The sequence below is a fragment of the Salibacterium salarium genome (genome assembly GCF_030813635.1).
Lineage (GTDB): Bacteria > Bacillota > Bacilli > Bacillales > Marinococcaceae > Salibacterium > Salibacterium salarium.
In genome coordinates this window covers 680,557-707,493 of record NZ_JAUSUM010000001.1, presented here as the reverse complement: position 1 = coordinate 707,493, position 26,937 = coordinate 680,557, and the positions used below count along the sequence as shown (strand labels likewise).

Here is a 26,937-nt window from a genome sequence, read left to right as displayed (position 1 = left end):
CATTTTACATTTTAAAACCCTTTCCTAATACTTCCGTAGCGTTCGTAACAATGACAAATGCTTCTTCATCAGTGGTTTGTACGAGTTGTTTCAATTTAGTGACTTCGTTTTGCTGAACGACACACATAAGAACAGGTCGCGGATCTTGTGTGTAGCCGCCTTCCCCGGATAACCTTGTCACACCGCGGTCCACCTGGTGCAATATAGCATCCTGTACATCTTTTTCTTGGCGTGTAATAATCAGCGCAACTTTAGCATATCCCACACCGGTTTGAACAACATCTATAGTCTTCCCCGTAACAAACAAAGCTATTAATGCATATAACGCATATTCCAAACTAAATACAAAAGCAGATGTCAAAACGATTAAACCATCCATTATAAAGACGCACGCTCCAAGCGAAACGCCCGTATATTTATGTATAATTTGTGCGATTAAATCGGTGCCACCTGTTGATGCATAAGCCCGAAAGACAAGCCCTAATCCTATGCCTACCCCGATTCCTCCAAATAAAGAAGCAAGCAGCGGATCACTCACAGCCGGATCGATATTTCTCGTAAGGTAAATAACTAAAGGGACAAACAGGGTTCCCGCTAATGTTTTCCCCCCATATTTCCATCCACCTAACAACAGAATGCCGGCGATAAATACTGGAATATTCAAACTCCATAACGTAATAGCTGGTTCGATTCCCGTCACTTCATAGACAATCGTCGCAAAGCCGCTTAGACCACCGGAAGCAATTCGATTCGGAAGTAAAAAAAGATTATAAGAGACAGCTAAAATGCTTGATCCCGCCAAGATTAGAATGGTGTTTAGCGTACGTTCCAGATTTTTCGGCATTGGTTCTCGTCGTTTCTTCCAATTCATATCAATATCCTCCTTTCCTTCAAGGTTTCTAAAAGATCTCCAAGAAAAAAAGGCCTGGCCACCGATAGAGCCAGACCTCCATTACGATTACGTTTCCATACTATGACGCAAATATTCGTCAATAAATGGGTCAATATTGCCATCCATCACAGAAGATGTATTGCCAATTTCTCGATTCGTGCGGTGATCTTTGACCATATTGTATGGATGAAACACATACGAACGAATTTGGCTTCCCCAGCCGATTTCTTTTTGTTCCCCGCGAATATCATCCAATTCTTTTTGTTGTTCTTCAATTTTTAGTTGATACAGTTTCGCGCGCAGCATTTTCATGGCTGTTTCTCTGTTTTTCAGCTGAGATCTCTCATTTTGACAAGTAACAATGGTATTTGTCGGGTGGTGCGTAATTCGGACCGCTGAATCCGTCGTGTTGACGTGCTGACCACCAGCCCCGCTGGAACGATACGTATCAATTCTTAAATCTTCATTATTTACTTCAACTTCTACATCATCTTCCATCTCCGGCATCACATCACAAGAGGCAAAAGACGTATGCCGCCGTCCAGATGAATCAAAAGGAGAAATTCGAACCAACCGATGAACTCCTTTCTCCGCCTTCAAAAATCCATAGGCGTTGTGGCCTTTAATGTAGATGGTTGCACTTTTTAGACCTGCTTCGTCTCCAGCAAGATAGTCCAATGTTTCGACAGAGAATCCTTTACTTTCTGCCCAACGCACGTACATGCGTAAAAGCATCGAAGCCCAGTCCTGCGATTCTGTGCCACCAGCCCCTGGGTGCAATTCAAGGATAGCGTTATTTTTATCATACGGTTCATTTAATAACATGTACAATTCAAAGTCATTTAATCTTTTGTTCAATGATTGTACGCCTTTTTCTAGTTCTTCCTTTAAATCCTCATCGTCTTCTTCTTTCACGAGTTCATAGGAAAGTTCCAAATCATCGTAAGCGTCGGCAAGCTCTTTATACCCATTCACTTTTTCTTTTAACGCATTGGATTCATCGATTACTTTTTTGGATTCTTCTGGGCGGTCCCAAAAGCCTGGTTCTGTCATTTTTTGCTCTAATTCCGTTATTCGCTCCTCTTTTTCAGAGAGGTCAAAGAGACCCCCTAAAGTCCGCTAAACGCTTAGCCATATTCGTAAGTTCATGATTTATTTCGGCCATATCCATATCGAATCACCTCTACTGAAATATTTTCTAGCTGGTTCGGGGTGTCGGTCCGATGCTTCTCTTTTCGAGACAGTCCTTCCCCCGAAATGTCTCGTATGATAAAGATTCAAGACATTTCACACCGATTTTCGTTACGTTTTGTCCTGGATTTGTCGTATTAGGGACAAAACGTTCTTCATCCATCTTTCATTTGTCCTCCAAATTTTCAACATTGATTTGTCTAGAAAAATGGAATCTGGTAACTAGAGATTCCACCCTTTGTGGGGGCTAACTTTTTTTAAAATGTGCTTATTTGTGCAGCCGCTCCAGACAGGACGGTTTCCGCGGGTATGGCCCGATTCGGTTCAAACCTCCTCGTTCTGAGACAACACCGAACTGACGCGTTGAAGCTGGTTCCCACACTCCTATCTACCAAGAAAAGAGGAGAAGGACACCGCCTCCCCCTCTCACCTCCTATTGCGCTTGTTCTTCACGGCCGTGGCAGTGCTTGTACTTTTTCCCGCTTCCACAAGGACACGGGTCATTACGACGCGTTGTCTCTGTTTTGCGGACGGGACGGCGTTTTTGGTTATCGCGTTCAGTGTTATCACCATGAACTGCTTTTCCTTCTGCCACTTCTTCGCGTTCAAGATTGCTGCGAACTTGCGCTTTAATGACGTAAGTTGCGACTTCTTCTTCAATAGAATGAACCATGTCTTCAAACATATTAAAGCCTTCGAATTTATATTCTCGCAACGGATCATTTTGACCATAGGCCCGCAAATGTATGCCTTGGCGGAGCTGATCCATCTGATCAATATGGTTCATCCACTTGCGGTCAACAGCGCGCAACATGACTACACGTTCAAATTCGCGCATCGTTTCTTCTGTTAGTTGATCTTCTTTTTCCTCATAATGAGCATTCACTTTTTCCATAACAAGCTCAGTGATTTCTTCCGGTTCCATGCCGCTGACTTCTTTTTCTGTTAAATCTCCTTCAAACAAGACGGTGCCTTGTAGATAGTTGACAAGCGCTTCGAGATCCCATTCTTCCGGAACCATATTTTCTGGTGTGTACACAGCAACAGCCCGTTCGACAACAGACTTTATCATGTTTTTCACGATGCTGCTAAGGTCTTCTGACTCAAGTACTTCCATCCGCTGGGCATAAATGATATCACGTTGCTCGCGCATCACATCATCATATTGAAGGACTTGCTTACGAGCGTCAAAGTTATGACCTTCCACCCGTTTTTGTGCTTGTTCGACCGCACGGCTAACGAGTCTGCTTTCAATCGGCTGATCATCTTCCATGCCCAATTTTTCCATCATATTGCGCATATTATCTGTACCAAACCGGCGCATTAATTCATCTTCCATGGAAAGATAAAATTGAGAAGCACCCGGATCTCCCTGACGTCCTGAACGTCCACGTAGCTGGTTATCTATACGACGGCTTTCGTGGCGTTCGGTTCCCAAGACAAACAAACCACCGCGTTCGGTGACACCGTCTCCTAGTTTAATATCAGTTCCACGTCCAGCCATGTTGGTTGCTATCGTGACAGCCCCTTTTTGGCCTGCGTTTTCAATAATACTTGCTTCGTTTTCGTGGTGTTTCGCGTTCAATACGTTATGAGGGACTTTTTTCTTTTTGAGCATGTTCGAAACGAGCTCCGATATCTCCACACTGACTGTACCGACAAGAACCGGCTGTTCGTTTTGATAAAGCTCTTCAATCTTATCCGCAATCGCACGAAACTTACCTTCTCGTGATTTATAAATCATATCTGGTTTATCATCGCGAACAATCGGCTTATTCGTTGGTATGGATGTCACGTTCATGCCATATATATTACGGAACTCTTCTTCTTCTGTCTTGGCAGTCCCTGTCATTCCGGCAAGTTTTTTATACATCCGGAAATAGTTTTGAAATGTGATAGAGGCAAGTGTCATGCTTTCTTTCTGTACTTCGAGTCCTTCTTTTGCCTCAATTGCCTGGTGCAACCCATCACTATAACGACGTCCAGCCATGAGCCGGCCTGTAAACTGATCGACAATGACAACTTGTCCGTCTTCCACGACATAATCTGTATCTTTATACATCGTGATGTGTGCTTTTAAGGCTTGGTTAATATGATGTATTAATTGAACATGTTTTTGGTCAAAAAGGTTATCAATACCAAATGCTTGCTCTGCTTTGTTAACCCCTTCTTCCGTCAATTGAACGTTCTTCGTTTTTTCGTCAAAAGTGTAGTCTTCTTCTGCTTTTAATCGACGAACAAATGCGTCTCCTGCCATATACATTTTCGTCGACTGCTGGACCGAACCTGAGATGATAAGCGGCGTCCGAGCTTCGTCCACTAAAATCGAGTCCACTTCATCGACAACAGCAAAATGAAGCGGGCGCTGCACCATTTTTTCCTTATAAAGAACCATGTTGTCACGCAAGTAGTCAAAGCCGAATTCGTTATTCGTTCCGTACGTTATATCTGCAAGATACGCTTCTCTTTTTTCTTCTTTTGACATCCCTTTTTGATTTAACCCGACCGTTAATCCAAGAAAGCGGTACAATTCACCCATGTCTTCACTGTCTCGTCCGGCTAAATAATCGTTTACTGTTACAACATGAACGCCTTTGCCTGCAATAGCATTAAGGTATACAGGCATGGTTGCAACTAAGGTTTTCCCTTCCCCTGTCTTCATTTCAGCAATATCACCTTGATGAAGGACAATTGCCCCCATCAATTGCACGCGGAAAGGGGTTAAACCGAGCACTCTTGTGGCTGCTTCCCGGCTGACAGCAAATGCTTCTGGGAGAAGTTGCTCCAACGTTTCTCCGTTCTCATATCGTTCTTTAAATTCTGATGTTTTTTCTCTCAAACCATCATTAGAAAGCTTCTTCATTTCGTCTGCGTAGCTTTCGATTTCATCGGTTGTTTTTTCCAGTTTTTTGACACTTCGCTGGTTTGTGTCGCCTATTACTTTTTTTAATAAGCCGATCATGACGCAATCATCGTCCTCTCTTTTTATATCAAGGAAACTTTTCCATTACACAGTTATTACTATTTTATCAGTTTGCTGCCAGGCTTACAACGTGAACCCATTATTACCTCTATTGGCAGGGAGTATGTGCCAGGCATATCGATTTATGGGACATGATGTGATCGTTTCGGGACACTTTTTGCATTTTTCGAGACACCTAGACGTGGTTCCGGACACTTTTCGCTTTTTTCGGGACAACTGTTTAATTACAACAAAGTTGTTTCATTTACAATAAAGTCATTTAAAAAACTTAAATTAAGATAATAATTTATAGGATAGTTAGTCCATTATGGAGACTGATTATCCTTTTTTATCTCCATATTATACTCAAGATATAAATATTGAAAATATGGATATGTTTTAGAAAGTATAATATGTAAATATAGAAAAGAACAATTGTTTGAGTTTAGGGGGGCGTAGCCTCGATTCGAGATAGCACTCCGCAGAACGAAGTTCGAGGACCATAGAACCATTAGTAGCAAAACACTTCGCAATTAGAAGTCCTATTGTGAATAACAAACTGATTGGAGGTGTGCTCATGAGGATAGAACAAATTTTTGTTTGTAGCAGAAAGGTATATCTCCTCATTGATAAAGATGGTTTACCCGTTGAGCCCGTTGCAAAGTATATGAAATACCTACACAACAGAGAGCTTAGCAGCAACACTTTGCAGACTTATTGTACGGCTTTGAAATTCTATTTTATGTATTTAGAGCAAATAGAAACTGATTATCAGCAAGTAAGCTTTGAAAAGTTATCCAACTTCGTCGCATGGCTTAGAAATCCATATGAAAGTGATAAAGTTGTCGCTCATTAAAAAAAGGTAGTATGATTTTCTTATTCAAGTAACGGCCCTTTAGTTGAATAAGGTAATAAAATTGGATCAAACATATTATATATGTCTAATATGTTTGGTTCTTTAAACGTCAACGGTTTCACTTTCCTAACCTAAATATAAAAAAACAATAAAGTTGTTAAAAAACTTCTTCTTCTATTCCAGAATAGGGGCCAGATTATTGTGTAAGAAATTTTCTCTTCTAATTGGATATTTATGTTAACATTGAAGGGGATTGTGAAGAAATATACTTAAATTAACGGAGCATTTAGTGCAAGAGCAATGATTAAACTGATATTCAACAAATGGTCCAAATTGCTTAATAAGCATAATTTATAGAAAGGGGGTAGTGTAATGGGGTTTTGGTACTTACTATTGCTTTTGATAGGTATTGTCTTTATTATTGTCGGTCTTACGAAAAAGGGTGTGCCTGCGGCTGTTAAAGTTGTTATATTGCTATTTGTTTTTGGAGTTCTATTTATCGTTATTTCAGTGTTTATGTTTCTTCCTGGTAGTGATGAGATTGTTGCAGAACTGCTGAAATTAGATTGGTGATTTCTTATTAAATATGCCTATTTAAAGCAATCGGACGCTTATTTAATGGTCCGATTGTTGAACAACCATCAATTTAAACGACTTTATTGTTACATCTATGAAGTGTTATTCGTTAATTGCACCAAAAATTAAACAACTTTATTTTACACCGTCCTCATTTGAGGACGGTGTAATGCGTATTATCGGTTTCATAATTAAACAACTTTATTGTCAGTACACAACAACGCGACATCACACACATCACGCAAAAAAGCTGCCTCTTAACAGAGACAGCCTTTGCAACATGTATATTATTCTGGTTCAATCAATCCATATTTTCCATCTCTTCGACGGTACACGACATTGGTATCGCCATTTACCGCATTCGAAAATACGAAAAACGCGTGTCCGAGCATGTCCATCTGTAAAATAGCTTCTTCTGTATCCATCGGTTTTAAATTAAACCGCTTTTTACGTACAATTTCATATTCATCTACTTCTTCTTCAGGGAATTCCTCATTGCCGAGCTCCCCCGTTGCAATCTCTTCATTTAAATCTTCAATATTATCTTTAAACATGTACTTTACGCTGCCCTCTTGGCGAAACTTGCGGTTCACTTTTGTCTTATGTTTTCTAATCTGCCGTTCAAGTTTCTCCACTACTAAATCAATGGCTGCGTACATGTCTGCGTGTTTTTCTTCGGCACGCAGTACTAGTTGAGGCATCGGAATCGTTACCTCTATACTACTTTCACTATTGTGGACCTGCATCTTGACGTGAACGTCCGCAACGGGCGTTGTATCAAAATATCTTTCCATTTTACTTACTTTCTTTTCCACATAACTCTTAAGTGCCGGAGTCACCTCTAGGTTTTCACCGCGAATATTATAATTCATCAAGTAAACTCCTCCTTTCGATACTACTACTATTCTATATTCACTTTACAAATACCTTCTAAAACTAAAAATTCGTCAAAATTTTTAACAATTTCTTTAACTTATCGACCTCTCTCCTTTTTTAGACTTAAAGTCCCATCGAAATATATTTTGTTTCTAAGAAAGGTTCGATTCCCTGATGACCGCCTTCACGTCCCATTCCACTCTGTTTCCAACCGCCAAATGGCGCCTGAGCCGCAGACGGCGATCCGTCATTCCAGCCAACAATGCCAAATTCCAGCCCTTCCGCTACTTTCATACCACGGCTCATGTTTTCTGTGAAAAAGTAAGCCGCCAATCCAAACGGAGAATCGTTAGCTAGACGAATTCCTTCTTCCAGACTTGAAATTTTTTGGACAGGGGCGATGGGGCCAAATGTCTCTTCTTCCATAATGACCATGTCACTGTCTATATTTTTTAAGATAGTCGGCTGATAAAAATATGCGCCATTTTCTTCATAGCCTTCTCCACCAGCAACTAGTTCCGCCCCTTTATCTATAGCATCCTTCACGTGACGATCCACTTTTTCAAATCCCTGTTCATTAATGAGCGGACCGACTGTTACACCTGCTTGAAAACCATCTCCCACTTTTAACCTGTCCACTTTTTCTTTTAATTTCTCGATAAATGTGTCGTACACGCTGTCATGGACATATATCCGATTACCGCAGACGCACGTTTGGCCTGCATTTCTAAATTTAGAGGCGACGGTTCCGTTAACCGCTTTTTCAATATCGGCATCATCGAGCACAAGAATAGGAGCGTGTCCGCCTAATTCCAGCGACAACTTTTTAATGTGGTCCGCTCCTTGTTCCATCAGTATTCTTCCTACTTCCGTCGAACCGGTGAATGTCACTTTACGTACGGTTTTGTTCTTCATAATCTCGCCGCCGATTTCTGAAGCTGATTTCCCGGTAACAAGGTTAAACACACCTTCCGGCAGCCCCGCTTCTTCACATATTTCCGCAAATTTAACCGCGGACAACGGTGTATCTTCCGCCGGTTTTAATACGACTGGACATCCTGCCGCTAAAGCAGGAGCCACTTTTCTTGTCACCATCGCCTGCGGAAAATTCCAAGGAGTAATCGCACCAACGACACCAATGGGCTGACGAATAACCATCAACCGTTTGTCCGAAGAATTCCCTGGAATTGTTTCGCCATAGACCCGTTTGGCTTCTTCGGCATACCATTCTAGAAATGAGGCTGCATAAGCTACTTCTCCTTTCGCTTCATGATATGGCTTTCCCATTTCAAAAGTAATCATTTCCGCCAGTTCTGTCTGCTTATCCATCATCAAGCGGTGGATTTCTTTCAAATAAGCTGATCGTTCAGGTGCTGGCAACCCTGCCCAGGTAGGAAAAGCACTCTCAGCAGCTTTTATCGCTTCTTGCGTTTCCTTTTCTCCACCATCAGCTGCCGTTCCGATAGAATCGTTATTTGCCGGATTATATACAACAAATGGTTCTTTTCCTGCCGTTTTCCATTCTCCATTTATATATAATTGACCATCCATGTTAAAACGCTCCTTCTAAACTATTTGTGATTTTATTCATTTATACCCGAAATTGAAGTTTACTAAGCTCGTATTTCACATACTGTGCTCCGTATTTGCGATACTGACGAACATAAGGGATTTTAGATACATTGCGTACACATTTTTTCCGTGTAAAATGACTAGCATAACGAACAGGACACATGACACCTTAGAAGACATCCCCAAGTCAAACTCCTCCATACTTAGCTTACAGGTAGAATGCCCCCCCCCGCTTTTCTACCACAACAACAAGCAAGAATCTGTCCCTATTCCCCGACAGAACTTGCTTTTTTCTTTTTTCTAAATTTTTACTTACTCTATCCAATTCGATGTTCATGTGATACTATTTTAATGATAACCCTCAGCCAGGAGGAGGAAACAACATGGAGAAATTCCGTGTAGGCATGCTCATCCTACTATTAACAACATTTTCCACGGGATGCATGTCAGAAGCAGAAACAGAGAACGAAGAAAATGGGGAAACAGAAGTCCCATCTGAAACCGAAGAAGAGCCGGATGAATCGGAAGAAAACGATGAAGAAGAAAAAACGGTGCAGGCTGACGACGTGTTGCAACAGTCTATTAACGAAATGGAAGACATCAAGAGTTACACGATAGATACGAATATGAATCAACACATACAATTGAATAAAGAGGCGTCCCTTGAGAATATATACCGTTCCAGTACGGAGGTGAATTTGGACCCTGTCCGTTACCACGAATCGTCCACTATCGAAAAGACAGAGACTGATCCAATGGAGACGAATTCTAGTTTAGTAGGGTTGGAACGTTATTTCACAGATGAAGGCTTTTATATTTTTGATTCTACGGAAGGTCATTGGACACAATTCCCTAATCAATTTACGCAGGATTTCCAGTCTTACGATAATTCGTTTGAAAATCCAGAACACATATTAGAAATGATAGAAACATATAATAACGAGATTGAGGTTAAAGAAGGGAATCGCCATTATCAATTAATTTTCCATGGTGACAATGACCAGAGCCAACAGATTGCCCTGCAAATGATAGGGATGGTCAACACAGATTTTTCTGAAACGATGGAAGATATGATGTACATGACAGAAATTGCCGACCTAGAATATGAATTACAGATTGATAAAGAAACCTTTTACGCGAAAAAACTCAAAATGAATTTAACGATGAACATGAATAGCGATGATGGGGAAAGCTATGAATCGAATCACGTTATCGTTTCCCATTACTCCGATGTTGCAGAAACCGATGAAGTCACAGTGCCATCCCATATTCTCGACCAAGCAGAAGAAATGGAGCTCGATGAATTCAGTGGGTTTGATGATATGGAAGAATTCGATTCGATTGAAGGAATAGAAATGGATGAACTTTATGACGATAGCGAGAGCGAATCAAGGGAAGACTCTATTTTAGATTTTGATTTGAACGAATATTTGAATGGGGAGAGCGAAGACGAATTAGAGGAAGACGACTCGTCGTCTGATTCGACCAATGCCGAGGACCCAAAATAAACAGAGGACAACCAGATCCTTTCTTGGATTCAGGTTGTCCTTATTTATTAGACAGGAAAATTATCGGGAGCGTAGTTCAGCAACCTTCTAGAATCACCTTTTTATTCTGCCACATTGTCAACCAGTATTTTCCACCGTTGAAAGGCTGGCATAAATTCTGAGGTCAGTTGCTCCATTTTTTCTTCAATCGATGAGAGCTCCTCTACTTTTTTGGCTTTTTCTACTTTTTCATGAAAGACTTGCATTTCTGATCCAAGCTCTTTCTTTTGAGAAAACAAATACAACATCGTCATATTGTCCGACGAGATTGGATCAAACCCTTCCATCATTTGTGTAAACAAACGATCACCGTTTCCCTCAAATCCTTCTCTGTAAAAATAAGCAACCGAACCTATTCCTTCTTCTACTGTTTGCAAAAATTCTTTATAGTTCTGCAAAAACTGTTGTTCTGCTTTTTCTAACCGCTCCGCCACGCCTACACTCCCTTTATCAAATGCTGATATGTCGAGGATAACATAAAAACAAGTATTATCCGTAAACCAGGCGGCTCACACGAAGAATCGGCTGTTTTGCATGCGATATCGGCGATATCGGCAGAAGAATCGGCGGAAATTGCTAAACAATCGGCGATAATGCTGAAAGCAAAAAAAGCAGCCGCGCCAGGCTGCTTTTTTCAGGTCTTTTTTATCGAACACCGTCGGACCGCTGGCTCGATTGCTTCTTGTTCTTTAGTTCCTGCATCCCAAGCCGCAGTTCTCCGCGGGATATTTCCAAATAACGCTGAATTTCTTCATTCATTTTCAATATTTCCTCGCCCATTGATTTTTCCGAGTCACTATAATTCATCGTTGTTTCCAACTGGGAGAGCAAGGAAGCGCGTTTACTTAAATACTCTTCTAATGTCTCGACATACTGCGCACGGGCATCCGTGTTTTTTGGTATCTGTTGAGAAACATGCTCGTACAATGCTTTGGTAACCGTCAACAGGTCTTCTACCAAAGCCATTTACGCTTGTCCTCCTTCACCAAACCGTTCCTGGCGATCTAACTTAATGATTTCCTTCCACGTGTCCCGAAATTCTACAACAAAGCGACGTGCTTCATGTAACGCTTCTTTGTCGTTTTTAATGTTTGCATCGACCAAGCGGCTGTGAATGAAATCATATAAGCTGTACATATCCTGCCCGACATCTGAATCCGTTTTAAGTGTTACCATCAATTCACGGATGATATCCTGCGCTCGTTTTAGAAAGTTATTTCTTTCCGCTATCTTCTTATCATCCATGGCATATTCTGCCTTATCGATGAACTTAATGCACCCATTATATAATAGTAATGTAAGTTCACCACTCGACGCTGTTTCCATTGCTGTCTGCTGATACGGGTTTGTGTTTTTCGATTGCGCCTGCGGATGAATGCTTCCTATATTTGTCCCACCTTCCGACGGTGGGGCCGAAGCTGTCGGAAATGTTTGTTTTCCTGTTTTCCCTGTATTCTTTTTATACGTCTCTGCTTGTTTCATTGTTTGTTGATAGGCTGATTGTGCGTTTTGAAAGGACATATTGTCGTTCCCCCAGTTTTTCTCTTAAATCTATATGATTATTTGCTTAATATTCTGCTATAACTTATATCGGTACGAATGAGGGAATATGAAGGGACAAAATAAGTTTTTTGAAGGCTGTTTTCGTATAGATTGTTGTTATCCTCTATTGGTTTAACTTTCTTCAACAGAGCAAGAAAATGGCGATCAAAGAACGAGTAAACCAAATGCTTTTAAGTGCGTGTCAGAAATCCAATTTGATTACGGTCAAATTTTTGGGTGAGGTCTAAAAAAACAGCCACTCCCAAAAGGAAGCGACTGTACTCATTATTCAACTAACGCACCCGTTAGTTGAAAACGGATTCATTAGTCAGAAATAATGATTACATTTTCTGCAACTTGCCTCTGGTCAGTAGAACTTGGGTTTTCAACCAATTCAAAGGATACTTTTTGACCTTGCTTTAGAAACCTGAACCCATCAGAAAACCTTGAAGTATCAGGTAAAATCGAACTAAAATGAACAAAAACGTGGTTTTCATCCTCACCGTCAAGCATAATACGACCATAACCCTTATCTTCTTTATACCATTTAACGATTCCTTGTCTTTTCATATTTACTCGACCACCCATTCATCGTTTCTTAACAAAACTGCGTCGTTACTTCAATAATTGAAGGAGCTGCCGCAATGACAACTCCTTGTTATGCTAGTTTTCCGATTTTTCAATCAGGTAATCTTGATGTTTTGTATCACAACCTTTTAAAAGTATTAATATTAGTTATTTTTAAACTTTTTAGTTGTATAATCAATAAACTGAATCAATGCACCTACAATAACAATTCCTGTTATTACCCATAAAAAGTTGGGAGAAAAATCATCAGGTGTGCCTTGAGCCAAAAAAATTATTTGATGAATGATTAACAAAACTAAGCCGGTTTTTACTATGATAGTACCTAATAATCCCATATCAAACCATCCAATCTAGTAACTGACCGTTAGTTAAAAAGAATAAGCATTACCGTTTTTCCAGTAATGCCCCCCCCTTTACTTGAAGACTCGATATCGAGGTAGTTAAACATTTTTTAATAAAGACCATACATTTTTCGCTTAGTATAGCAAAATGCATGATCATAACCTATGACAATGATTTCAAAAGAAACCACTATTTGAAGACCAAATCTTTACGCCAAACATTCCCCAATTAGGTATCCAACAAAGCGGTGAGGTCGGTGTTTTTCTAATTAAAGGAAATCCTCCTAGGCGTAGTTTTTCAATTAAGAGTTCAAAGTCAAGGAGGGAATTTACTTCAAAATTCCCGTTAAATGAATTGAAAATTGATTTTTGAGCTTGTATTAAATATTTGATTTTATTCAGTATAGACTTCTTACAAAAGCAAATGATAAAAGAAAATAAAAAGGGGAAAAGGATAAATGCAGGAATTTATAGAAAGTTTAGACCTGGGAGCAAAGGGGTTATGGTTTCCTGTTACTGTATGTGCTTTATTTGCTTTAACAGTCATTATTATTCCTAAAAAAAATATATCATGGCGGGAAATATATATTACATTTGGGGTTGTAGCGTTCTCTACTTGGTTTAGCGACAGTATACTCGCCAGAGGATTCGACCTTTTTGATTTAGGGGACGCCAAAAAATCTGGGTTAGGGGACATTCTTAGTTATACCTTTATACCTTCGTCACTTGCAATCCTTTATTTAAATTACCTTACCCAAAACAATAAATGGAAATTGACAACCATTTTTACTTTAATATCACTTATTATAACTTTTGGAATGGTCTATTTTGGGTATATGAAGTGGAAAGAATGGAATTGGTTTATTTCAATTATCGTTTTTCTTTTTGCTTTCGGATTTGCATTACCCACTCATATTAAGTTCATTAGAAATAAGTAACTATTGTCTCAAAGCCACGTGAGTATTTTTTATGATCGAGAGGAGCCAAACTCTCTTCTCTCCTAAACCCTAAGTATCGAGCCCCTACCACATGATTGTTTTCAATATCTCCACACCTACCATTAGTGTTTGGGAAGTTTATTATTCCACTTATATAACCTCATATTATAAGATAACTTTCCCTTTTACTGTCTCAAGACAATTTCATGTTACCAATAGGACTACTATAATATAACGGGAAAACTTGTTTCTCACATTTAAGCTTTAAGCACATTATATAAGGATTATTGAGATAGAATTTCTTTATTAGCATACCAATTTAAATTATAGACATCGGAAAAAACATTCAACTTTGAATGGAGGCAGAGAAACAGAGCCTTAAGTATAGATAAACTCTTTCCTTTTTTCCAAATTATTCAAATTACTCTTTCCACCAAATTAATATATCTCGAAATCAAGTCTTCAAGAATCCTGCTCCGTTAGCCCAATAAGCAATAGGAGCTACGACATCAACAGTTCCTTGTTCCACTAAAGCACCCGTTACTTTAAGTACAATCTTTCACAAAGATTGATTCTATTTATACCACTTCGGTTTTAATCTGCTGAAGTAATCATGATCTTCTAAATACATATACACTTTATCTAACATCTCATTAATGTCGTTTGGAATAGTTTTTAAAGTCCATACTACAGTAGAGAAAACGCACATTGCCAGGTAAAGTGAATATAACCTCCAAAAATCTTCATCAGGTCCTTTATTATTAAAATAACCTTTGATTTGTCCTATTGAAAAAGGAATGCTAATTCCTCGGCTAAAAATTCCTATCTTTAGAAACTCATGAAATGGATCTCCCCAATCATACCTGTTAAAATCTATAGCACCAGCGAACTTTTTATTATTCACAATGATGTTTCCAAGGTGAAAATCATCATGTTGAAATAAGTTCGGACGGTGTTTCATGAATTGTATATTCTCATCAATAAAATTCATTATTTTGTGATCATTATTAACCTTTACCTCACATTCTAAGTAAGCATCAATATATTTCCTATGCTTTTCAATTTTCCTTGAATACCATGAAGAGATATGGTTTGGAGCAGTTAATTGATGCATTTTTCTTAATTCTTTTCCTGCCTCAATACCAACATTAAATTGTTCTTCCTCTGAGTATTTTGAGATTTCATCCCCAGCATCCTTACCCTCTATGTATGATGTGATCATATACCCCCGATTTCCTACTTCACCAATTAAGATCGGTTGTGAACAAGTAACTTGATAATCCTGCATCCTTTCTAAAATAGAGTATTCTGCCTTCTTTAATTCCAACTCTTCTAAATTAAACATCCGAAGTAGTAGCTTATTGTTACCATCTTGCATATGTATTAAATATTTTTCATCTGAGGAAACCCCCTTTTTAATTTCAATAACTTCTTTACAATTACTTATTAAAGGTATCTGTTTTATTAGTTTTTTACTCACACCTTCACCCCTGTTTTTAAATTTTGAGGATTAATTCAATAATCGCAAACTCGTTTATTTCTATGAAAAAACTATATTTCCTTCTTTCACTAAACTGCTTCATTAGTGAAACATGGTTGCATTCGCCTTATTATAAGTACCCGTTAGTTATACATAAGACCTACACAATAATTGCATATTATATAAATGAAGTGACAATAAGTAATTATTTCTTACTTTTTAGTTCTAAAAGTATAGGTGCTATATTTAGTAAGATAGAAACCATTGTCAAAAACCATAATGCCCTTTCCATACCAGGTACTACATCCGATAAAGCTGCCCAATCTTCCACTGTTACCCACCGAGATACAAGACTGTATTCTGCACAAAGTGTTAATGCTGTAAATGATAATCCCATCGCCATAGCAAGCTTATAATCCTTTCCTGCTTTATACATATAAAGATTTATAAAAGTTGCTACTATAGCAATAACCCCTAATATTACCCACATAACTATACCTCCATATATTTTTATTTATGTCCTGTAATAATACTAATGTGCTTCATCTCAATTTTTTGCATTATTTTTTTATTAGACGTTAATACGTCTAATCTTATTTCACAGTAAATGCTCATTCCTTTTGTGATTTCTTATTGAACAAATCTGCCTCGATAGTAAATAAGCGTTTCTCCTTGTTCTAGAAACGCACCCTAGTTAGTTAAACATCCAACTGCTGATAACTTGAAAAATGATGAGAACAACCGCAATTGAAGGACCTACAATAAAAACTCCTATTAACAACGACTTTATAATATCCCATATAATAATAGGTGGTTTACCATCACTATCAATATCGTTGATTTTTTTGTCCATATTATGTAATGATTTATTTATATTCTTTAATTCATCCAAGATTTTACTTTCCGTATCTTTTTCCATAATTATAGCCCCCATTGTTTTAATAATACAGTTCTTATTTAAGTATCCTGCGTTAGCTTAATAACACATAAATACTTTAACATTAAGTTCCATCTATTTAATTGGATTATCCGAATTATTCAAAAAATTATTTTATTCCGTCATTTGGAAATGCTTTATTATATACCTAATTTGGGAGTGACTTTGAATGTTATTGTCCGAAGCTGCAAAATCTTATGAAGCAAATAAGAGAATTGAGGGCTTTTCACCACAAACTTTAAACGCTTATAGACTTCAAGCAAAATTATTGGTTAACTATTTTGGTAACACCAAAATAAATGACTTTACGCTTCATCAACTAAAGCAATATTTGGCTGAATCAAGCAATGATATATGAAACCTTCCAGCTTGTCTCATCGAATAAGGTTTATCCAATCATTATTCCGCTGGTCGCACGAAGAAGGAATCATTGATAGTAATCCTGCAAGCAAAATAAAAAAACCAAAGGTTGGCAAACGCATCCCAAAATTCTTGACCGAAAGGGAGATTGAGCATTTACGAGATGCTTGTTTTACTCCAATAGAAAGCTTTATTTGAATTTATGTTTTCAACAGGGTGTCGCATTGGAGAAATTGTTACACTTGACCGAAATAGTATTAATTGGGGAAGTCAATCCGTAATTGTCCGAGGAAAGGGTGATAAGGAAAGGGGGGTATATTTCAATATTCGTTGTGATATCTGGCTAAAGAAGTATCTTAATTGCAGGGACGATAAGGATCCAGCAATATTTGTTACCGAGCGTAGTCCGCATAGAATGAGTAAGCTCAAATGAGATACATAATAAAACGTATTTCAAATCGGGCTGGAATAACTAAAACAATCCATCCTCATCAATTTAGACACAGTTATGCTACTCATCTATTGAATAATGGTGCTCCACTTGAAGTTATACAAAGTTTACTGGGACACGAAAAAAGCGAAACAACACGAATTTATGCTCAGTTGAGCGGGAGATTGCAGCAGGAATTTTATAGGAAATATTTTTAAAATCTAAAGAGCAGCGTAATAATTTTCACGCTGCTCTTTTCAACTTTTGCTGTCCCGTTAGCACAATAGTGTTGTTCGTTTTTGAGTCTCACACTATAAAACCTCATCGCTTTTGGAACACCTTCTATTTCAAATATGCCATTCACAATTAAATGTCTTACTCTATACTCGAAAAACTGGTCGCCAATATATTGGTCTAAATATCCCATTACTTCGCCGATAAGACGAGCAGATTTTATAAATTCCATATTCTTTCTCTCTATATGTATTTTTCTTAATGTGTCGATTAGATAATCATCGTAATGAAATTCATTGACACTATGTATCATCTTATTTTTCCATATCCTTAAAACTTCTTTTTTTGTAGATAACTGTTCCCATTCATTCTCAAAATTCTTCCGTTCTTTTTGCGTTAATGTGTTATTTTTTCTATTTTTTTTATAGATTACCCTTAATTTATCAGGAGAAATTTCCCCAGTATGTAATGGAAAAATTTCAGTTTCAGGAACATCGAATTGATTTTTATAGTTTGCCGTTGTCTCCATTATCAAAATGTCGTTTGTTTTTTCTTTTAATATATATAGAACATATCTTAAAGCAGTTTGCTCATGAGCATTTTCTCCAAACCAAATGATTATTGGGGTATCATTTGGAATTTCGTTAATCTCTGATATTGTATTATTGAATTCGTCTTGATAGTTGTCTAAAATTTCATCATCCATATTTATATGATTTTTTAACCATTCATATCTGTTGCTAAGTCCCACCTTTTCATGTAATTGCCAAATTGGCCCAACAGAAAATATATCTGAAAAAGAAATAATCTTTTCTTCATCTTGCAATTCCATTTCTTTTAATGCACTTTTTAAACAACCCGATGCTGAATCACCAAAGATAATATGGACAACCTTATAGTTATTATTATTTTTTATATCAGTTTGTTTTCTTTTATAGTTCAGAAAATTATTATATGTTTTTTTTAAGTCAGCTACAAACTGTTCCTCTTTATATTGGTCAGTTTCTTCAAGCATATTGATTCGCAAAAGAATTTGAAATAAAAGTGATTTCACTTCATCTTCAGCAGAATTTTTAAGGATTCTTTTTAATTCATAAATCAATTTATTGCCCCCTTTACAGATAATATTACCAGCACATCTTATTAAACATAACTGCTTCGTTACTTCAATAAGCAATAGGAGCTGCCAAATCGACAACTCCTTGTTTCACTCTAGATCCCGTTAGTTGAATAACAAACACCTTATATTCTAATTTGTTTGAGTTGAGTTTTTACTCTGTCCATTCGTTTTTTTAATTCGTTTCTGTTATCAGGAATTAGTTGTATATCAGACAAAGAAGCAATCCTTTCTACTACAGATTCAATCGTCATAGTGGTGGTATCTATGTGTTGGTGAAATATATTATCCTGCAACCCTTGCATACATCTATCAATTTGTCTTACTGCCCATGAATTTTTTCGTTCTCCCCTTCTTCGTAATCTCTTTTCTAATGTCTCTTTTGAAGCCCATAAGACGAAGTGCTTAACTGTGATATTGTCTTCTCTCAATTGACCCACAATCTCTTTAAAATAATCACGATTTACAATAGTCATTGGAACAATGATTACTCCACCGTATTCAGAATTTATGTGTTTTAACATTGAGTAATTTGTTTCACGCCAATTTGGATAATCTTGAAAGTCGGCTTTCTTAATTTCTTTAGGAATATTTTTTTGTATAAAAAAACCAACGTTTTCTGGGTCATATACAAAAGAATTAGGAATTCTTCTATGTAATTCATATGATGTTTGTGTCTTCCCTGAACCAAATGCCCCATTAACTCAAATAATCAATATGAACACCTACCTCTTAAATTTAATTATTATCATCAACTCTTCTGCTCCGTTAGTAAATTGAATCTAACTGAGGGAGTTTAATAAGAAATCTACATCTAATGATACCATAAAATAGTAAATAAATTCCTTTTATCGGTGATTAGCAACAATCCTTACGAAAACAGCCTTTTTAAAAGAAAAAATCGGTTTCTACTGTTTCTCCATCTGCTGTTCTGCCAGCAGCGGTAGTACATTATCAAAGATATGTGTGTCATGGTCGTAAATCGAATAACCACCAAAATATTTGCTGTACCGGCGGGTTACAAGAAATTGTTTCATTTGTGTTCGAATGTCTTCTGCTAATGAAACATCTCCTATTTCAAGGCAATACATGATAAGGAGGGCATAAATAGCAGGAGACTCATATTCAACAAGCGGCTGCTTCGTCTTTCGGTCATATATTCCATGCACGAGGCCGCGCTGCTCCATTTCAGAACGAATAAATTGTAAAAAGTCTTTTGATCCTATTCCAATCTCAGATTGATGGAGAGCAACAAGAGCTTGATCGACCATATTTATTTTTTCATCATATACGTAATGATTCTCTTCTACATTGTACGTTTTTGGATAAAATCCTTGCTTCATCGGCGCTTGTTTCAACACTTCAATGGTCGATTCGGATACTTGCGGGGCTAAAGTTCCTTTGCTCCCTAAATATTGGAGCGTTTGCCCATCAATATAGGATAACGTAATAAATTCACTCGCATAGTTATCCTCTCGTTCATAAAAATCCGTAAGAATTTCTTGATTTTCATTATTTTGTGCAACATAAGCAGTTATTCTACTGGCAGTCTCGATATACTTCCGTTTGTTCCAGCTTTCTCCTGCTTTATACAACGCTCCGGCAATACGAATATCATCAATGAGAGCATTGGCGGATACATCCGTTTCTCCGCTTTCTTTCAATTTCCAAAACACAAACCCACTATCATCTAGAAAATAGCGGCGCAGCAACTGATAGCTTTTTTCAAACAGGGCTTTATCCTGCTTTTTGAGCGCATATGTCATCCACAACCCAAGCGTTTCTGACAACGCTTCTCTGCCTTTCACCTCATCTTCATCTTCTACGTCTCCATCCAGAATGTATGTTGCTAATGTACCATTATCATTTGTCAGCCATCGTTGGATAAATGCTTCCGTCATTTCGTCCGTTTCTTTATTTTCCACAAAAAACCAATAAAAACCTGCTCCAACTAGTACCACAACAATGATTAACATCTTCTTCACCCCTTATTGCACCACTCCTAACGATATATAACTTCGTCCGTTTTCCTTTGATAAATCACACGTGTCTCTTCTAACAAAGATTGGATAGTATGAACGATTTGTTTAGCGGAATAACCGTCTCCAAATGGATTAGGAGCATTAGCCATTTCATTATAAGCTGCTTCATCACGAAGAAGTTGCTCACACAGTGCGACGATTTTTTCCTCAGATGTTCCTACTACCTTCAAGGTTCCCGCTTCTATTCCTTCCGGGCGTTCTGTCGTGTCCCGCGCGACTAACACAGGTTTACCGAGGGCCGGTGCTTCTTCTTGAATGCCACCGGAATCTGTAATCACCATATAACAATGCTTCAAAACGTGCAGGAACTCTTCATAATCCAGAGGTTCAATTAAATGAATCTGTTTCATATTTGCAAATTCACGCATCACCTTCTGACGAATAAGCGGATTTTTATGAACAGGAAAAACAACTTGCACATCTTCATGTTGCTTGACAACGCGCTGTATTGCCCGGTACACATGTTTTAATTCATCTATGTTTTCTCTTCGATGCGTCGTCATTAAAATAGTTTTTTTCGTTGAATGAATAATCGATGCCAGCTCTCCTTCAAACTGATAATGTCTGCTCGTGATTTCAAGCAGCGCATCAATCACCGTGTTTCCGACGACCGCAATATTTTTTTCTGCTACATTTTCTTTTAATAGATTTTTTTTATTCGCTTCTGTCACAGCAAAATGATACGTTGCCAACCTCCCGACTAACTGACGATTAAGCTCTTCTGGAAAGGGAGAATACATGTGATTGGTTCGCAGTCCTGATTCTATGTGACCTACCGGGATCTGTTGTAAAAACGCAGCATACGCCCCAACAAAAGTTGTCGTTGTATCTCCGTGAACAAGCACCATATCAGGTTTCTCTTTTTCTAAAATCGGTGTAATTCCTTGAAATAAACGCATCGTTAATTCTTCTAAACGCTGTTTTGGCCTCATCACATTTAAATCATATTCAGGAACAAGCTGAAATAAATCAAGGACTTGGTCAAGCATTTCCCGATGCTGCGCCGTATTGACAAAAACACTGATCAGATTGTCCGTTCTCTCTATCTCTTTTACGACAGGAGCCATTTTAATCCCTTCTGGCCTCGTCCCCAACAATGTCATTATTTTCGCCGTCATAACGTATCCCCTTCTTTTTCACTATGATTTCTGATCAAACCGCTGTGTTTTATACCATTTCACTTCTTGCTTTAACAGGACGCGTTTCAATTCTAAGAACGTCGCGTTCATGACAAGCGCAATCCATAACTGCGAGTACGTGAAATACATAAACACGGCAGCGAACACATTTTTGACTGTCAATTGCCGTTTTTCGAGACTAAGCGCAAGCATCACTTCTATCACAAATAAAAGAAATCCAGTAATAAGCAACACGTAAGAGACCATGCCGATTGTTAAATCTAAATTGACAAACAGATTTATGACGAAAATAGCGTGTGACAACAGAATACCTGTAAAAAATAATAGATACGTGAACAAAAAGTAAAATAAGTCGAGAACAATTTTTTTATTTTTCAATTTGGCAAATCCGAATAAATATTTTGCGATTACATATTCATTTCCACGCGCCCATCTCATTCGCTGCTTCCACCATACTTTAAGGGTTTCCGGTTCCTGTTCCCACGTTATGGCAGCCGGGAAAAAGCGGATATAGTAACCAAGATTGTAAACCCGGAAGCTGAGCTCGGTATCTTCGGATAATGCTTTTTCGTCCCAACCCCCAAGCTCCTCCAATATCGAACGTCTAATCGCAAAGTTCGTGCCGGGAATCGTCGTCATTTTAAACCAGTACCATCGCCCTGCTTGCGCGAGCCACTGAAAGGTCAACGTTTCGAGATTAATGAGTCGAGTGAGAATATTTTTGTTAGCGTTTATGACGCGAAACTTCCCAATGACTGCACCCGCTTTCTCATCTTTATTTAAACTAAGGGCTAAGTAGTAAATCGCATCGGGCTCTGGTGTATTATCCGCATCATACACCGCCACCACACTTCCGCTCGAATGTTTCAGCCCTAGATTTAACGCTCCGGATTTCCCTTTTCCAGCATGCGGGGGTTTCGTATGAACCGCTTTGATAAAGGAATAACGATCTGCGTATTCGTCTATGATGGCACCTGTTCGATCTTTGGAATAATCGTTAACCACTATAATTTCGAGCTTTTCTTTCGGATAACGAAGATTTATCATCGCTTTCAGCGTATTTTCTATAACCATTTCCTCATTATGTGCGGGGATTAATATACTGAACGTCGGCATCTCTCCCGGATTCTGTTCCCACAACCGCTTTGTTTTTATATGCTTGGAGTAATGAAAATAACCGCCCTGCATGAGAAATATGTGATAAAACAACATAAGCCAAATGATGAACAAGGAAAGGTATAACACAAGGTCAGCCACCAGAGACTTCCCCCTCCAACCGTTTGCGACGGACCCGCTGAGTAATCACGTAACCTATAAAAAAGGAGACGGACAATAGCCCAATACCGGCTACACCCCACATCATTTTTTGGATAAATACTTTCACGTGATAGATTGGAAAATCGATGGATGACAGCATCAAGCCAGTTCGATCAATATCTGTAAAAATCGTGCCGCTGCCGCTTGTAATCACAACATTATCCGTCTCTACTTTATTGTCGTAGTCTTTTAAATCAATCCAATCAATATTTGGTACTTTTTCCATCTCACCAATGATTTCTTTCAACCCATCGACGCCTAAATACGGATGATAAAATCCTCCTACTATCCCTCCATCCATCACTTCATAGTTGTTCGCTTTTTTCATCATTCTATCAACAGCCTTACTATCCTCGGGCCGGATGTATCCAATGGTTTCAGGAAGTACTTCCATCCCGTTCAGGAAACTCGGTGTAGAGGCAGCTGGCGTTGTCTCCATCGTTTTCCAATCCTTATCGCTTAATTGAATTTGACCGACATACGTGGAGAAATAATTGCTAACAACATCATATCCATTTTGGGACATGGTATAGTGCGGTGCTTCAAACGCAAGCGGGTGCAGACCAAAGTTAGTCAGTTCTTCTATTCCTCTCGTTAACCGTTTTTCAATATATTCTCGTTCATATGCTTTATTTTCTTCCACATACGCCGCGTATTCTTCTTCCGAATCAAAATCTCTTTCTGTCTTTTTCACGACTTCCTCGTCCTGCCCATGATAAATCGGCATTTCATGTTCAACATCCCAAAATTCAAAACCTTCCCCTGTTTCACTGTCTCTGAACTGGTGAGTATATCCATGCAGGACGACACTGCCCCCATTTTCCTGCATATACCTCACTGCTTTTAATACTTCAGGGGAATCATTAAAGTGATATTCTTCTCCCGTCTCTGGATGGGTATAAACTGGGATAACAGCCATCAAATAAGGAATCTCTTTTTCTTTTAAAAATTCCGCCACTTCCATCAATTGATCCGGATCTGCTAACGGGTGAATATCTTCAAGACGAATATAACCGGGCGTTTTTTCTGACGGGTCTGTATCAAAGACGTCATGCAGCGCCTGACTGAAATAGACCGAATACGGAGGAACAAGCGAATCCAAAGCGGAATAATAGGTGTTATCTTGTTTTACAAACACTGGAATATCTTTTGATTTATGTTCTCCCGCTACTAAAACATCTGTCTCTTCTTCTGTGATCACACCTGTTACAGATTGTGATTGTATATTCGTTTTTTTCGTTTCATCTCCTACCATCTTTAATGTTGTTATCGTCTCGCATTCATCAAGAGAAACATAATCATATTTTTCGTCCAGCTGCTCTATATTTTTTCCTATCACGACCGTCGTTCCTGAAAAAGAAGTTATTTGTTTAACCGTATTAGAAGGAAGCGTTTCTGATTTATTTCCATAGTAAAATAGATGAGTGATGTCTTCTGTGTCTTCTGCTTCGACTTCTGCCGCATGTTTAAATGTGATATCGTTACTGAACGCACCGATTGCCATATCAAGTAAACGTTGATCAGAGTCAACGTTTCCATGCTTAGATGAATAGAGAACCAGTACTTTGGCTTCCTTTTCTATTTCCGTCGCTGCACTTGCCGCACCGACAGGAAGAAAAAAACTAAGCAACATCAATCCAATGACTTTCCATACCACAATTGTTTGCAGCGACTTTTTCAAGACTGTCACTCCTCCCCCTTATCTTCTCTTTTGTTCTTAATAAAGAACATAACACCCTTATATAAAGAATTCAATTAGTGTTTATCTTGAAAAATGCATGTTATACGTGTATAAGAACATAATTTATTCTTATTTCTCCCTTAAGCTTTCCATTACACTTTTTTCCTATTTTCCTTTTATTATTATGTTCTTAATAAAGAATAATTAGGTGGACAAATAGATTATAGGGCTACTCACCTATGCCTGCGTTGCGAGGGGAGGATTATTCATTAAAAAAATCTTCTGGTTGTCATAACCAGAAGACGGAGGATATTATTTACCGCTTGATACGAAGGAAGACAAGCAGTGCTGTTATGATTATAAATGCTGCAAAGGCGAGAAATGGAATCGTTATAAATCCTAACGCATTCACGTATTGTACCTGACATGGCACACCATCTGCGCATGGCTCGATTGGTGCAAATCCAGGAACTTTCTGCATAAGATAGTGATAAATAGATACGAGACCGCCTATAATAGAAAGGGGTAAAACATAGCCTACTATTTTCGTATCGTTATAAAATGCCGCGATTCCTAACAAAATCACAAGCGGATACATCGCAATCCGCTGATACCAGCAAAATTCACATGGAACATATCCAAGCACTTCGCTGAAGTATAGACTCCCAAACGTAGCCACAACTGAAACGAGCCAGGCGGCATAGAGAGCATAAGGTCGTAGAGAAGCCGTCATTATGAATCTTCCTCCAATGCTTCTTCGATTTCGGCGCTTAATTCCTCCCAGTCAAACGGATCTTCGAGTAATGTACCATTCACCATGATGCTGGGCGTCAATTCTATGTCATACTCCTGCACCAAATTCTGATCCGTCTCTACTTCTTCGGCAAAAGTCCCGTTTTCGACATCTTCCACAACCTGTTCTGCATCCGGACCATTTTCCAAACTACCCGCCATGTCACCCAATGATTCCGACGTTATCCAACGCTCATCATGGTTTTGTTGATCGGGCTGATTGTCGAAAATAGTCTTGTGAAAAGTCCAGAACGAATCCGGATTCTCTTCCCATACCGATTCACTCGCAAGCGCGGCAAGTTCCGATTCTTCCCCGTGAAACAACGTATTGATATACGTAAATGACACATCATCACTAGAGTTGAGGTAAGTCTCTTCTAGTAACGGAAACACCGTCTCTCCCCAAGACTTACACGCAGGACATTTATAATCGCCAAACTCAACTACAGAAACCGGCGCGGTCTCGTCCCCTAGTGTCGGCTGGTCTTCAATAGACGGACGGTCATCAAATGTTGTGCTCGTATCATTTCCCCAAATCACAAACACACCCATTCCTATAAAAACAACCGCCGTAACCAATACAAGTATTTTAGACTTCATCCTATACGCCTCCAAAACAATCCCTTTATCTATTATTTTACATGATTTGAAAGAAAAATGCTCGTGGGGGACTGACCCCCAGTGCGGTGCAGTGTTAAAGTGTTTCTGAATAAATTAAAATAAATGGCAAAAAAAGAAGGGGATTGTCACAGGATGGCGAATCTATTAAAAACCTCTTTAGAAAGGAATGAATACGTTTGGCACGAAAACCTCGTATTTGGTTTCCTGGGGCGACGTTTCATATTACAAGCCGTGGGAACCGGCGTGCGTCCATTTTTTACGATGACGACGATTGCTTTATGTATTTAACTCTCCTTGAAGAAACCCGCATGCATTTCCCCTTCCTCCTACATGCCTACTGTTTAATGAGTAACCATATCCATCTCCTCCTTGAAACGCAAGATCACTCCATTTCCATCATTATGAAAGATCTACACGCAAAGTACGTGATTTATTTTAATAAACGACATCAATTTTCTGGACACTTATTCCAAGGACGGTATGGAGGTCACTTAATTAACGACAACGATTATTTTCTTCAAGTCAGCCGTTATATTCATTTGAATCCTGTGAAAGCTGGACTCGTTCGCGATCCTATTCGCTACCCCTGGAGCAGTTACCACGCTTTCATTACCCCATCATCAAACATCCATATTACTTCAGCACGAACGCTTTCTTCCTTTTCTCCCCCATCAACTTTTCATTATCAACAATTTATCAAACAAAAGATAAAGGACATTCTTTGAAGGACAACAGTAGCAACTAGTATAGGGATACAAGGAAAGCCTGAACCATAGCTGAACTTACAAGCCAGTTCTCTTATTCGCGCGGAACACTTAAACGAAGCTTTAACGCATCATGCAAAAAAACGACCATCACATCGGGAATCCCTAACCAGATAACACCTATTCACACAAAAAGCCCCGC

The 26,937-nt window shown here is 38.6% G+C and carries 28 protein-coding genes and 2 pseudogenes; 9 read left to right on the top strand and 21 right to left on the bottom strand.

What is annotated here, in order from left to right:
* Positions 1–4 precede the first annotated feature (4 nt).
* The 3 genes from J2S78_RS03355 to secA form a co-directional block, all read right to left on the bottom strand.
* Entirely contained in the window at positions 5–871 is an 867-nt protein-coding gene (locus tag J2S78_RS03355) for a YitT family protein (RefSeq protein WP_306896253.1), read from the bottom strand.
* An 87-nt stretch (positions 872–958) separates the two neighbouring features.
* Positions 959–2,063, bottom strand: a protein-coding gene (gene prfB / locus J2S78_RS03350) for a peptide chain release factor 2 (protein ID WP_306896252.1) whose coding sequence is annotated in 2 segments (ribosomal slippage) — positions 959–1,990 and positions 1,992–2,063 — 1,104 coding nt in all. Because the reading frame shifts where the segments join, the coding sequence is not laid out codon by codon here.
* Positions 2,064–2,516: 453 nt separating this feature from the next.
* Positions 2,517–5,045: a preprotein translocase subunit SecA gene (gene secA, locus J2S78_RS03345; RefSeq protein WP_306896250.1), complete on the bottom strand. Its 2,529-nt coding sequence runs from the start codon at positions 5,043–5,045 to the stop codon at positions 2,517–2,519.
* Positions 5,046–5,622: 577 nt separating this feature from the next.
* Here secA and J2S78_RS03340 point away from each other — a divergent pair.
* Complete coding sequence (locus J2S78_RS03340; RefSeq protein ID WP_306896248.1) at positions 5,623–5,901, top strand: site-specific integrase; 279 nt, start codon at positions 5,623–5,625, stop codon at positions 5,899–5,901.
* 372 nt (positions 5,902–6,273) lie between these two features.
* The gene (locus J2S78_RS03335) at positions 6,274–6,474 is read left to right on the top strand and encodes a hypothetical protein (RefSeq protein WP_306896246.1); all 201 of its coding nucleotides are present in this window, start codon (positions 6,274–6,276) and stop codon (positions 6,472–6,474) included.
* Between the two features lie 290 nt (positions 6,475–6,764).
* Here J2S78_RS03335 and hpf read toward each other — a convergent pair whose 3' ends face one another.
* Positions 6,765–7,349: a ribosome hibernation-promoting factor, HPF/YfiA family gene (gene hpf / locus J2S78_RS03330; protein ID WP_306896983.1), complete on the bottom strand. Its 585-nt coding sequence runs from the start codon at positions 7,347–7,349 to the stop codon at positions 6,765–6,767.
* A 127-nt stretch (positions 7,350–7,476) separates the two neighbouring features.
* Positions 7,477–8,904: an NAD-dependent succinate-semialdehyde dehydrogenase gene (locus J2S78_RS03325; RefSeq protein ID WP_306896244.1), complete on the bottom strand. Its 1,428-nt coding sequence runs from the start codon at positions 8,902–8,904 to the stop codon at positions 7,477–7,479.
* Positions 8,905–9,308: 404 nt separating this feature from the next.
* Between J2S78_RS03325 and J2S78_RS03320 the strand changes: the two genes are divergently transcribed.
* Positions 9,309–10,433: a DUF6612 family protein gene (locus tag J2S78_RS03320; protein WP_306896242.1), complete on the top strand. Its 1,125-nt coding sequence runs from the start codon at positions 9,309–9,311 to the stop codon at positions 10,431–10,433.
* 101 nt (positions 10,434–10,534) lie between these two features.
* On the opposite strand, the gene J2S78_RS03315 is transcribed toward J2S78_RS03320, so the two are convergent.
* From J2S78_RS03315 to fliS, 3 genes are all read right to left on the bottom strand, one after another.
* A complete protein-coding gene (locus tag J2S78_RS03315) occupies positions 10,535–10,906 on the bottom strand; it encodes a DUF8042 domain-containing protein (RefSeq protein ID WP_306896240.1) in 372 nt (123 codons plus the stop codon).
* Between the two features lie 211 nt (positions 10,907–11,117).
* On the bottom strand, positions 11,118–11,438 hold the full coding sequence (gene fliT / locus J2S78_RS03310) for a flagellar protein FliT (RefSeq protein ID WP_306896238.1): 321 nt from the start codon (positions 11,436–11,438) through the stop codon (positions 11,118–11,120).
* Positions 11,439–11,993, bottom strand: a complete 555-nt coding sequence (fliS, locus tag J2S78_RS03305) for a flagellar export chaperone FliS (RefSeq protein ID WP_306896237.1) — start codon at positions 11,991–11,993, stop codon at positions 11,439–11,441.
* Between the two features lie 143 nt (positions 11,994–12,136).
* Here fliS and J2S78_RS03300 point away from each other — a divergent pair.
* A pseudogene (locus J2S78_RS03300) lies at positions 12,137–12,262 on the top strand (IS1595 family transposase); the annotation flags it as partial.
* 76 nt (positions 12,263–12,338) lie between these two features.
* On the opposite strand, the gene J2S78_RS03295 reads toward J2S78_RS03300, so the two are convergent.
* Complete coding sequence (locus tag J2S78_RS03295) at positions 12,339–12,584, bottom strand: cold-shock protein (protein WP_306896235.1); 246 nt, start codon at positions 12,582–12,584, stop codon at positions 12,339–12,341.
* Between the two features lie 161 nt (positions 12,585–12,745).
* A complete protein-coding gene (locus J2S78_RS03290; protein ID WP_306896233.1) occupies positions 12,746–12,937 on the bottom strand; it encodes a hypothetical protein in 192 nt (63 codons plus the stop codon).
* 464 nt (positions 12,938–13,401) lie between these two features.
* Here J2S78_RS03290 and J2S78_RS03285 point away from each other — a divergent pair, with 464 nt between their 5' ends.
* Positions 13,402–13,881 carry a hypothetical protein gene (locus J2S78_RS03285; RefSeq protein WP_306896231.1) on the top strand — a complete coding sequence of 160 codons (480 nt, stop codon included), beginning with the start codon at positions 13,402–13,404 and terminating at the stop codon, positions 13,879–13,881.
* A 574-nt stretch (positions 13,882–14,455) separates the two neighbouring features.
* Here the strand turns inward: J2S78_RS03285 and J2S78_RS03280 are convergent.
* The 3 genes from J2S78_RS03280 to J2S78_RS03270 all read right to left on the bottom strand — a co-directional run bounded on the left by J2S78_RS03280 (position 14,456) and on the right by J2S78_RS03270 (position 16,280).
* Positions 14,456–15,361, bottom strand: a complete 906-nt coding sequence (locus tag J2S78_RS03280; protein ID WP_306896229.1) for an aminoglycoside phosphotransferase family protein — start codon at positions 15,359–15,361, stop codon at positions 14,456–14,458.
* 205 nt (positions 15,362–15,566) lie between these two features.
* Positions 15,567–15,851, bottom strand: coding sequence for a hypothetical protein (locus J2S78_RS03275; RefSeq protein ID WP_306896227.1), 285 nt, complete (start codon positions 15,849–15,851; stop codon positions 15,567–15,569).
* Positions 15,852–16,055: 204 nt separating this feature from the next.
* A complete protein-coding gene (locus tag J2S78_RS03270) occupies positions 16,056–16,280 on the bottom strand; it encodes a hypothetical protein (protein WP_306896224.1) in 225 nt (74 codons plus the stop codon).
* A gap of 187 nt (positions 16,281–16,467) precedes the next feature.
* Here J2S78_RS03270 and J2S78_RS03265 point away from each other — a divergent pair, with 187 nt between their 5' ends.
* From J2S78_RS03265 to J2S78_RS03255, 3 genes are all read left to right on the top strand, one after another.
* Entirely contained in the window at positions 16,468–16,656 is a 189-nt protein-coding gene (locus tag J2S78_RS03265) for a tyrosine-type recombinase/integrase (RefSeq protein ID WP_306896222.1), read from the top strand.
* 204 nt (positions 16,657–16,860) lie between these two features.
* Positions 16,861–17,091, top strand: a complete 231-nt coding sequence (locus J2S78_RS03260) for a tyrosine-type recombinase/integrase (protein ID WP_306896220.1) — start codon at positions 16,861–16,863, stop codon at positions 17,089–17,091.
* Entirely contained in the window at positions 17,088–17,306 is a 219-nt protein-coding gene (locus tag J2S78_RS03255; protein WP_306896217.1) for a tyrosine-type recombinase/integrase, read from the top strand. The genes J2S78_RS03260 and J2S78_RS03255 overlap by 4 nt, the downstream gene beginning before the upstream one ends.
* Here the strand turns inward: J2S78_RS03255 and J2S78_RS03250 are convergent.
* The 8 genes and pseudogenes from J2S78_RS03250 to J2S78_RS03215 all read right to left on the bottom strand — a co-directional run bounded on the left by J2S78_RS03250 (position 17,303) and on the right by J2S78_RS03215 (position 26,010).
* Positions 17,303–18,424: a DUF1835 domain-containing protein gene (locus J2S78_RS03250; RefSeq protein WP_306896215.1), complete on the bottom strand. Its 1,122-nt coding sequence runs from the start codon at positions 18,422–18,424 to the stop codon at positions 17,303–17,305. The genes J2S78_RS03255 and J2S78_RS03250 overlap by 4 nt on opposite strands.
* A 140-nt stretch (positions 18,425–18,564) precedes the next feature.
* A pseudogene (locus tag J2S78_RS03245) lies at positions 18,565–19,143 on the bottom strand (AAA family ATPase); the annotation flags it as partial.
* 204 nt (positions 19,144–19,347) lie between these two features.
* Entirely contained in the window at positions 19,348–20,415 is a 1,068-nt protein-coding gene (locus tag J2S78_RS03240) for a glycosyl hydrolase family 8 (RefSeq protein ID WP_306896212.1), read from the bottom strand.
* Between the two features lie 26 nt (positions 20,416–20,441).
* Positions 20,442–21,599 (bottom strand): non-hydrolyzing UDP-N-acetylglucosamine 2-epimerase, encoded by a 1,158-nt coding sequence (gene wecB / locus J2S78_RS03235; protein ID WP_306896210.1) that lies wholly within the window; start codon positions 21,597–21,599, stop codon positions 20,442–20,444.
* Between the two features lie 21 nt (positions 21,600–21,620).
* Positions 21,621–22,877, bottom strand: coding sequence for a glycosyltransferase family 2 protein (locus J2S78_RS03230; protein ID WP_306896208.1), 1,257 nt, complete (start codon positions 22,875–22,877; stop codon positions 21,621–21,623).
* On the bottom strand, positions 22,870–24,618 hold the full coding sequence (locus J2S78_RS03225; RefSeq protein ID WP_306896206.1) for a DUF2334 domain-containing protein: 1,749 nt from the start codon (positions 24,616–24,618) through the stop codon (positions 22,870–22,872). The genes J2S78_RS03230 and J2S78_RS03225 overlap by 8 nt, the downstream gene beginning before the upstream one ends.
* 316 nt (positions 24,619–24,934) lie before the next feature.
* Entirely contained in the window at positions 24,935–25,351 is a 417-nt protein-coding gene (locus J2S78_RS03220; RefSeq protein ID WP_306896205.1) for a disulfide oxidoreductase, read from the bottom strand.
* Positions 25,351–26,010: a DsbA family protein gene (locus J2S78_RS03215; protein WP_306896203.1), complete on the bottom strand. Its 660-nt coding sequence runs from the start codon at positions 26,008–26,010 to the stop codon at positions 25,351–25,353. Before J2S78_RS03215 ends, J2S78_RS03220 begins: the two co-directional genes overlap by 1 nt.
* Before the next feature lie 197 nt (positions 26,011–26,207).
* On the opposite strand from J2S78_RS03215, the gene J2S78_RS03210 reads away from it, so the two are divergent.
* Positions 26,208–26,756 (top strand): REP-associated tyrosine transposase, encoded by a 549-nt coding sequence (locus tag J2S78_RS03210; protein WP_306896201.1) that lies wholly within the window; start codon positions 26,208–26,210, stop codon positions 26,754–26,756.
* Positions 26,757–26,937 lie beyond the last annotated feature (181 nt).